Origin of the sequence: Fibrobacter sp. (assembly GCF_045601785.1) — a bacterium.
GTDB lineage: Bacteria > Fibrobacterota > Fibrobacteria > Fibrobacterales > Fibrobacteraceae > Fibrobacter.
Map to the genome: position 1 here is coordinate 17,758 of NZ_JAZSAF010000036.1, position 9,705 is coordinate 27,462.

General features: G+C 47.6%; 2 protein-coding genes. Both read left to right on the forward strand.

Translation table 11 applies throughout. The annotated features are described in order from the left end of the window. Window positions 1–4,920, forward strand: a complete 4,920-nt coding sequence (locus ACKI61_RS05345) for a cadherin repeat domain-containing protein (RefSeq protein WP_407456739.1) — start codon at window positions 1–3, stop codon at window positions 4,918–4,920. A 330-nt stretch (window positions 4,921–5,250) separates the two neighbouring features. Then, window positions 5,251–9,705, forward strand: a 4,455-nt coding sequence (locus ACKI61_RS05350; RefSeq protein ID WP_407456740.1) for a cadherin domain-containing protein, incomplete at its 3' end; no start/stop codon positions are given.

Below are 9,705 nucleotides of genomic sequence, written 5' to 3' on the forward strand. Positions count from 1 at the left end.
ATGAAAAAATGGTTGGATAAGGCTTGGTTGCTGTTGGTTGTCGTTGGGTTTGCCCTTGGCGCCAGTGTCAAGCCGTTATATTTTGATAATATTGATCCGGCCGATCAGGATTATGATTCGCTCCAGCAGGCGTCCTGGGAAAATTTGGTCAAATATAAGCTTTGGGGAACCAACGGCATATTTTTGAACAACAATGGCGAATTGCGTATCGAAGAAACGAGTGGCTATAACGGTACTGCCGATGGTAACATAAACTTTGCCCATGACCACCATTTGGGTGGCCCTATTTTGGTGGGTGGAAATGTGAATTTCCAGGATATGAATGTTGAGCTCCTTGGGGGCCCTGTTCGTGTACTTGGTGCAGTGCATATTCCCCAATGGCGAAACAATGAGCTGGCTAAAGGTCGCTTTGACGGCCCCTATTGCGTGCGTGATTCCATCTATGGCGCGGCAAATGAATATGACCCCGTGGTGACTAATTTCCGTAAGATGGTTACGGATAGTGTCTTTGAAGGCGACGCCTATTCCTCTTGTCCTGAAACGGTTCCCCAGATCGATACGATGCTGAAGGTTCCCGAAATGGATTACGATACGGTTTCTTATTGGGAACCTAAAATTGAGCTGGGCCCGATGTCTTACCCGAACGGATCTTCGACAAAGATTGCCTATATCCATGTTCCTCCTGATTCCGTTTATACAAATGAGTATGGAACCGTAGATAAGTTTATTGAAAGCATCTATGTGCACAACATAGAATCTTTCCGAATTTATGTGGTGATGCCGCCTGGTGGCCGCCTGACGAGAATTTTCATCCACGAAAAATTGGACCTCGATAACTCAGCTCACAATCCGAGAATTCAGGTGCTGCAGGTCCCTGAAGGACAGGTCTTTAATAAGGCGACAAAAGAATGGGACTTGACAGGCGTCGAGGATTCGACCCTGTTTACCTATGTCAATAATTATCGCGGCAACCTTCTGTTTTACACGAAACAGCCTATTAACTGGGGCTCTACCGATCATCCTGAATACCAAGGAACCTTTATCACGACCGATACTTTAAAGTTGGGACACAGCTTTAGTGTCGCAGGACAGCTCATTGCGAAGTATATCTACATTAATACGCCGTTTACGGGAAATTTCAAGTATGTTCCCTTTGATCCACCGGTTTTGGATTTGGATCCTGAAGTCTTGGCGCAGAACACCTTCCCCGAAAACAATCAGGACGCCCTGGTACCAGTCCGTATTTCGGAAACGACCTTGAACAAGGTTTCGTTTGATTACTGCTTCGATGTCAAGGATTCTTCTGAAACAGCGAGCGGGTCTGCTTCTGTACAGGATTTCAAGGTGACAACCCTTTCAAAATTCCCAGTATGCGGAGTCGATACTGGAACGGTGGAAATTAAGCCTGGCTCCCTTACTCCGGATGACGAATTCAAGGTGTATATCAATGCCATTGTCGATGCGTTGGAAGAAAAGCAGGAAATCCTTTTGTTCCGAGTGTTCAATATGGGTGGTGCGGTGCTGCCGGGTAATTTGCTTGAAGGCTCCTTTAACCTGAAAATTGTGGACCGGTTCTTCCCGCCGTTAACGCAGGATGCGACGGTGGATGGCGTGGAAGATGAGACTCTCGTCTTTACCGCAGACGACTTCTACTTTATGTCCACATCTCCTGTTCCTATACCGCAATCGGGAATAGTCGTTGTCTCGATTCCGGCAAAGGGAACCATGACTTATCTGGGTGAAAAGGTAACGGTCACAGGCACGAAACCTCTCCATATCCCGTTAGACAGTATTGGTGAATTGAAATATACGGCCGATAAGAATGAGTATAATACTCAAGGTTATGCTTCTTTCGTCTTTGCTGTCGAGGATGATAATGGTGTGGTCTCTGACTCGGCGGTGGCGACGATTCGCATTAAGCCCGCAAACGATGCTCCCGTAGCAAAGAATGCTGTCTTTACTGTAAAGGAAAACAATGCGAATGGCGAAACGCTTTCTGGAAAGATGTCTGTGACGGATATCGATGATTCTGTGTTTACCTACGCTTTTGACACGACTGATCCGAACTTCAAGAAGGTTGACTCCCTGTTTACCATAGATTTGAATACGGGAAGCATTTCGGTAAAGGATGGCATTGTCTTCGATTACGAGACGATGGGCGCAGATACGGCCATGACCGTGAAGATTGTGGTAAGCGATAAGAGTGTAACTACGGGCAAAGCGGCTGATATCAAGTCTTCTTTCGCGACGGCAACTATCAAGATTCTCGATGCCAATGAATCGCCGTTGCTTGTTGATCAGCAGTTTGCCGTTGACGAACACATGCCTCGCGGAACGGTGGTCGATACGGTTGTTTTCGATGACTTGGATAAAGACCCGATAAAGCGTATCGATGTATTTACCGCAGTCGGTGGAGATACTGCATATTTTTCGATTGACCAGAATGGAGTCATTCGTACCAAGAAGGAATTCGATTACGAAACCGAACGCAGGACTTACACGATTGATGTTGCTCTTACCGACAAGAACGACCCGACGCTTACGGTTGTCAGGACGATGACAATTGATATTAGGAATGTTAACGAAAATCCCGTAATTACAACGGAAACGATTTCTGTCAAGGAAAATCCTGAAGACGGCACCATTGTCGATACCCTGGAAGCTCTTGACAAGGATATCGGTGATACCAACCTTGTCTTTACCTTGCTCGAAGATCCGAGTGGTTGTTTCGATGTCACTGAAGGTGGCGTCGTTACGGTTAAGAAATGCAAGGATCTCGACTACGAAAAGACAAAGAATATCCCGATCACGGTCAAGGTGGAAGACCCCCATGGGGGCTCGTCGACTAGGGTCGTCTATGTAAATGTCATCGATGTCCCGTCTCCGTCAGTTGAAATTACGCAGGCAGAAAACAGTGATAGCACTTGGAAATTCCCCGATTCGATTTGGACGAAACAAGATGTTATCGATGTTTGCTGGGAAGTGAACAAGAAAAATGAGACATGCGCCGATACAACGCTCAAACCCGGCGAAAACCATATCTGCAAGGAAGTTTGCGATGTAGATGGCTTTGAAGGTTGTGCCACCGACTGCATCGTGGTGTTCTACAGCGACGCATCTCCGGTCGTTACCATTTCTGCGGCGGCCGATGCGAACCTGGCAAGTAACATCTATACGGTTGTGGAGCAACCAGCTGCGACCGACACGAACGTGTATGTCAAGGACACGGTGAGTAAAATCCGCGTCACGGTGACTGACAAGGATCCAATAAGGGGCGATTCGACCTACAGCTTTACTATTCCTGTGGACTTGAGTAAGAAGGTCAATGTGCCGAAGAAGAGCTTTGACGCGCTTTCAGCCGTGGCAAAGCAGACCGTGTCGCTGGATGTCCTGGAACCTAATACAACAAGGACTCCGATCAATGGCGAAAATGTCTTGAATTCCTACCCGGCAACGGTTGCAGGCACCGCAGTTACAGTGAGCTATGTGACTGACAGCAAGGGAAATGTCGTAAAGCAGGCTGTTGTAAACGAAAAGGGCAAGGTCGACTCCATCGAAGTCATTACGGTTTCTTACGAGGCCGTGGTGGACGGACAGAAGGTCACGATTTCCTACCAGGCAGACGCCACGACGGGCAAGGCTCTCCAGCTTGACGGCAACGGTGGATTCGTGGCGACCAAGAATGCGGATGAGTCCAGCGGAATTTTCAAGGTTTCCTATGAATATACGGACAAGGCGACCGGCAATTCTGTTGAACTGACCTATGTCGTCGATCAGAAAGGCAACATGGTCAAGAATCCGGAAGGCGACAGGGGATACCAGGTGTCCTATACCTATGTAGATAAGTATGGCAATGCGGCCAGGCAGTCTGTGTTTGTGGTGCTCGATCAGACGCTCCCGAAGGTCGAAATCCTTGCTCCCGAAAATGGCGCCGTTGTTCGCTCTAACTTTGTAAATGTAAAATGGGCAATCGATGGCATTGTGCAGGATACCTTGACTTTGCAGGGACTAGAAAAGGGCCCGAATGTAATCGTGCGTTTCTATCGCGACAAGGCGGGCAATGAAGCTTCCGATACCGTATACGTGGTCATGAAGGATAGTAAGGAAATTGATATTGCCGTGGAACAGCCCGTGACGAAGATAGACAAGGACAAAGTCGACGAATATTATGCGGCGAATCCACCCAAGAAGGGGGAAACCTTTGCGGTGAGCATTAGGAACCCCTCTACCGAAGAAGAAGTGGAAACTTTGATTGGTGGGGAATTCAAGACAACGGAAGGGAGCGGTAAGGAACCGTATCCGGGCGTCAAGGGCTCCTCTCATTTGGGTCCGACACTTTCTCTGGACGTTAATGTTCCGACGGTGAGCGGTATAGGCGGTCTTGCGACTCTGGACGATCTGATTCTTCCGAATGGACGGATTTCGAATATGGGAATTGGCGTAGATACCGCCCAACTCGATGAAAAGGCGAAGGCGGAATACGCTGAGTACACGGTAGAAGAGTTCGTGTCCGAGTTCTGCGAAGATGGCGTCAAGCTGCCGACCGATGTGAGTCAGTTCAATCTGTACGATTCCAAGGTCAGTATTAAGATTTGGGTCTATTCGTCTCTTGGAAACTTCGTGAACTACTTCAGCTTTGAACAGGAACTGAATGACCCGAGCTATGCAAACGAAGCGGGCATGCTCCAGATGTTCTTTGAAATGAAACCGGACAAGGATGGCAATGTTCATGCGGATAACGGCAAGCTCTTGGCAACGGGCGCCTATGTATATAAAGTAGAAGCGAAGTTGCGTAACAAGCTGCGCTGTTCGATTCCTCCGTTCAGTGGCTCGACAACAGTTAAGACAAAGGGTGATATCATCAAGACCAGCGACGAACTTTTGAAGCCGTTCGGTTACAAGCGTCCGCTGAACAAGTAATTTGTCTGAAAACATTTGTTTGCAAAAGGGCTTCTTGAAGGAGTCCTTTTCTTTTTTTGGAACTTTATGTTCCGTTGGCGGTTTTTGGAAGACTGTGCGCCGCCAACCGCAGATGTTTCCTTATTTTTACAAAAGCGTGAACAAATAAGGGTGTTTGTCGTCACATAGAACTGCATTTTTTGATAAAAAGTGGATTTCTTGTGGATAAAACGCCTGAATGTAAACGCTTTATGCTATTTTCCTGTTGTAATAATTAAAAAAGTTTTGTATATTTTACATAGAAAGATTTATAAGGGCGTATTATACACTCTTAATAATTAGGAGTATATTATGTGGTTTGGAAAAAACATAATTACTAAAGTTGGCCTCGCACTGGCCATGGCGGTCCCCGCTCTTGCTGCGGATGTTGCTCCGCTGTATTTCGAAAATGTCGAATCGGGTTCCACAAGTCAGGACTACTGGAACTTGTTGACCAAGTACAAACTATGGGGCTCTACAGGCATCGATATGGGTACGACTGAAATTCCCGACAAGTCGGGATGGGTCGGAACTGCTGCCGGTAATATGACTGGAACGAACGCCAATACCATATTGGGCGGACCCATTCTTATTGGAGGAAATATCTCTTTGGGCGACGGAACCAAGTTTGTTTCGGGTCCGACTCGCACAACGGGAAGTTTTACTGCTGGTAATGATAATGGCAGTGAGTTCCATGGAACGACGTGTGTTGCAGGAACGGTGAACCAAACCATCAGAAGCGGTGTAACCCGTGCAGGTGGAACTTTGGTTGTCGGTGAAGGTGCTACAGAGAACAATGCTGCCTGGTCGGGTTCTTGTATTGTAGACTCTGTCCCCGGTATAAAGTCCGATTTGCGTGTTCCTGCTATTAATCCTGCGCAGGCTTATCAAGAAGCAATTGTTGTTGGTGACCGTGGAGTAAGATATGTGGACGTTCCGCCGGGAGGTTCTCGTGAAGTTTATGACATTTATCTGCAAAATATCCAGATGGGGAGTAGCGCCCATTTGTATGTCCGTATGCAGAATAATGGTCGTTTGACGAGATTTTTCTTGAACAATTTCACGCCGAGCGATCATCCGAATATTCAGGTCGTTTATATGGATTCCTTGGCGACCTTTAGCAATGGACGTTGGTATGGAACGGAAACGATTGTGCCCAATAAGGATTACGCTGGCCATTTGATGTTCTATGTGGACTCGGACATTAATTTCTCGAATACGGATAATACTCCGATGCAGGGAACCTTCATTAGTAAGGGCAAAATCAAGCTTGTCAGTAATGTGGACTTTGCTGGTCAGTTGATTGCGGACTTCCTGGATTTGGGTAACCAGATTAATGGTGGTTCGTTTATCTATGTTCCGTTCGATCCACCTATCTTGAAACTTGAACCGGAATTGGGAACGAGACTGGAATTTCCTGAAAATGGTGTTTTTGTAAAGGTTCCCATCAAGTTGGATACCGCTGCAAAGGTGGATGTTTTCTTCGATTACTGTTTTGAAGTTGATGCAAGCAATATTGCTGAAGGACAAAAGGCTGCAAGTCTTGCAGACCTTGGTGCCGATTCTGCGGGGTACCACCGTCCCATTTGTGGTTCTGGAGTAGGACATGTTTCTATTCACCAGGGTGAATATGCTCCTGACGAGACGGACAAGGATTCTAGCATATGGATTAAAGCCATCGAAGATTTTACGCCAGAAGGTGATGAAATTGTAAATCTGAAAATATTCAATGTTACGGGTGCCGTGATGCCGGGGGATAAGCGCGAAGGTTATTTCCCGCTTGTGATTGTTGATTCTGATAGAGAGCCGAAAACTCAGTCCGACACTATTGTTGCAATGGAAGATGTTCTCTATACATTCGCTAAAGAAAAATTCTATTACGAATCGGCAATATTCCATAAAGAGGAAAAGGGTGTTCTTATAGAAACTTTGCCAGCAAAGGGTACTCTGCTGTATATGGGCGATACGGTCAAGGCCGCCAAGCTCTTTATTCCGGTGGATTCCTTGGCTGAAGGACAGTTGCAGTATATCGGTGCCGAAGATAAGTTTGGCGTTCCCTATACTTCATTCACGTTCCGTGTGGTCGATGAAGACAGCCTCCTTTCTAGGAATGCCGAAACCATTACGGTTAATCTGTTGCCGGTAAACGATGCTCCGACCGTTGTTAGCGACACCTTGAAAGTCAAGGAAAATAGTGATGCCGGAGAAATTGTCGCAGGCCCCTTCACGGTCGATGATGTCGATGACTCCAAGTTCACTTATGCATTTAAGTCTACAGACCCCAACTATGATGCAGTAAATGCCCTTTATACGATTGGCGCAGATGACGCTGGTGCCTTGCAAATTAAGGTTAAGTCCGGCGCAAAGCTCAATTACGAATCGGCTGACAGCATCTTGACGGTTACGGTGATTGTGACTGATGTGGCCTCTACGACGAACGGAGAAGGCAAACAGTCTGTAGAGTCTGAAGTTGTCATCAAGATTCTCGACGACAACGAAAAGCCGCAGATTGACGATGTCGTCTTCTTTGTCGATGAAAATTCCACGGTGGGCGACTCGGTTGGCCAGGTCACGGCTTCCGATGAAGACATTTGGAATGTGTTCACCTATTCTCTGCTTGATTCTACGGCCGGTGTTACCGAAATCTTTGAAATCAACGCTGCTACCGGTAAGATCACGGTCAAGAAGGATAATGCCCTGAACTATGAACAGGACAGCGTCTACTACGTGAAGGTAGTTGTGACTGATAACGGTAAGGATTTCGGATTCACGAACCTTTCCGATACGGCAACCGTTACGATTAAGCTGAAGGATGTCAACGAAGATCCCAAGTTCGAAAAGGTCGATGACGAGTACAATGTCGTGGAAAGCACGAAGGAAAATCCGGTGGTCAACGGCTATGTCATCGGCAAGGCGCTCGTATTTGATCCCGATGCTAAGGATGTTGGCGGACTGACCGCTGCATTGGTTGACAAGAACAAGAAGACCGGTACTATCAGTGCCGAAGACCTGTTTAACGTGACGGTTGTTAAGCACTCGAATGTGGATTCTGCCAAGGTGGGCTACGCCTATGTTGTGATTTCTGTCAAGGATAGCGCTAAGCTCGATTACGAAGCTTTGTACAATGCCTCTATCAGTGGAGTCTTGTTCGATGTGACTTTGACTCTTACGGACGATTCTGGTGAATCGGTTCCTGCCGACACCAAGATTCGTGTGGATGATTCCAACGAAGCTCCGTCTATTGAAGACGCTACCTTCTCTGTTGCGGAAAATTCCTCGGTGGATTCCGAAGTGGGTGCATTGACCGTAACGGATCCGGATGACTATAACGAATTCTTCCGCGAACTGGTCTATACCATTGTAGATGAGAATGTGCCGTTCCGCATGGATTCCAACGTGGTGAAGGTGAATGGTGAACTCAACCATGAAGTGACGACGACCTATACCTTCAAGGTGGCTGTCACGGATGCTCATGAAGATGCCTTGACCGATACCGCTACGGTGACGGTTACGATTGACAACGTGAATGAAAATCCTGACTTGGATTGCCTTGAAGACGATGACAACTGCAATGGCCCGTATGACATCAAGGAAAATTCTCCGACGGGCACAACGATTCACAAGTTTGCCGTGAGCGACGTGGATGCAGCCGACGTGCTTACGCTCGCCATCGAAGACACGAACAGTCGTGGTGCAGAAACGCTCTTTGATGTCAAGTTCAATGGCGATTCGACACAGATGGAAGTTTTCGTGAAGGACAGCGCCAAGCTCGATTACGAAAAAATTGATCCGTCCTACGTTGTGCGCCTGATCCTTACGGATGCAGGCGGTCTCGCCGATACGCTTGTCCGCGTTATCAATGTGATTGACGTGAACGAAGCCCCGAGTATCGATGATGCTACATTCAGCATTGCCGAAAATGCCAAGGTTGATGATGAAGTGGGTAAGGTTTCTGCCAAGGATCCCGATACCAAGACTCCGGCATATCGTGAACTGGTCTATACCATTGTGGATAAGAATGTTCCGTTCCGCATGGATTCCAATGTCGTGAAGGTGAATGGGGAACTCAACCATGAGGTGACGACGACCTATACCTTCAAGGTGGCTGTCACGGACAAGAATGATCCGAAGTTGACCGATACGGCTACCGTTACCGTGACGATTGACAACGTGAATGAACAGCCGGATATCAAGTGCATCGAAGGCGACAACGACTGTAACGGTCCGTTCAGCATTGCCGAAAACTCCAAGACCGGCACACCGATTCATGCGTTTGCAATTACTGACGTGGATGCGGACGACCAGGGCAAGCTCACAGTAGAGCTTACCGACAAGGACGGCAGGAATGCTGGCGAGTTGTTCGACGTCTCGCTGAATACTGCAAAGACCGAAGTGACCGTCGTGGTGAAGGATAGCGCAAAGCTCAACTACGAAGCTGTCGATTCCGTTTACACGGTGGTTCTCACGGTAAGGGATCTGGACGGCCTGACCGATACGCTTGTCCGCGTCATCAAGGTCATCGACGTGAACGAAAATCCGACGGTGAAGGATATCGAGAAGGATGTCGATGAGAACCTGAAAAACGGCACGGTCGTAGCCGAAGTGGAGGCTTTCGACCCCGATACAATCCACAAGACTGAATTCGCTCAGTTGACGTATGCCATTACGACGCCGGACATGCCGTTCGACATGAACGGCAACAAGGTGGTTGTGACGGATTCGTCCAAGCTGGACTTCGAAACCAATCCGAAGTTTGAATTCTATGTC

Coding starts and splice junctions, on each gene's coding strand:
- ACKI61_RS05345 (WP_407456739.1), top strand. CDS start 1: ATGAAAAAATGGTTGGATAAGGCTTGGTTGCTGTTGGTTGTCGTTGGG.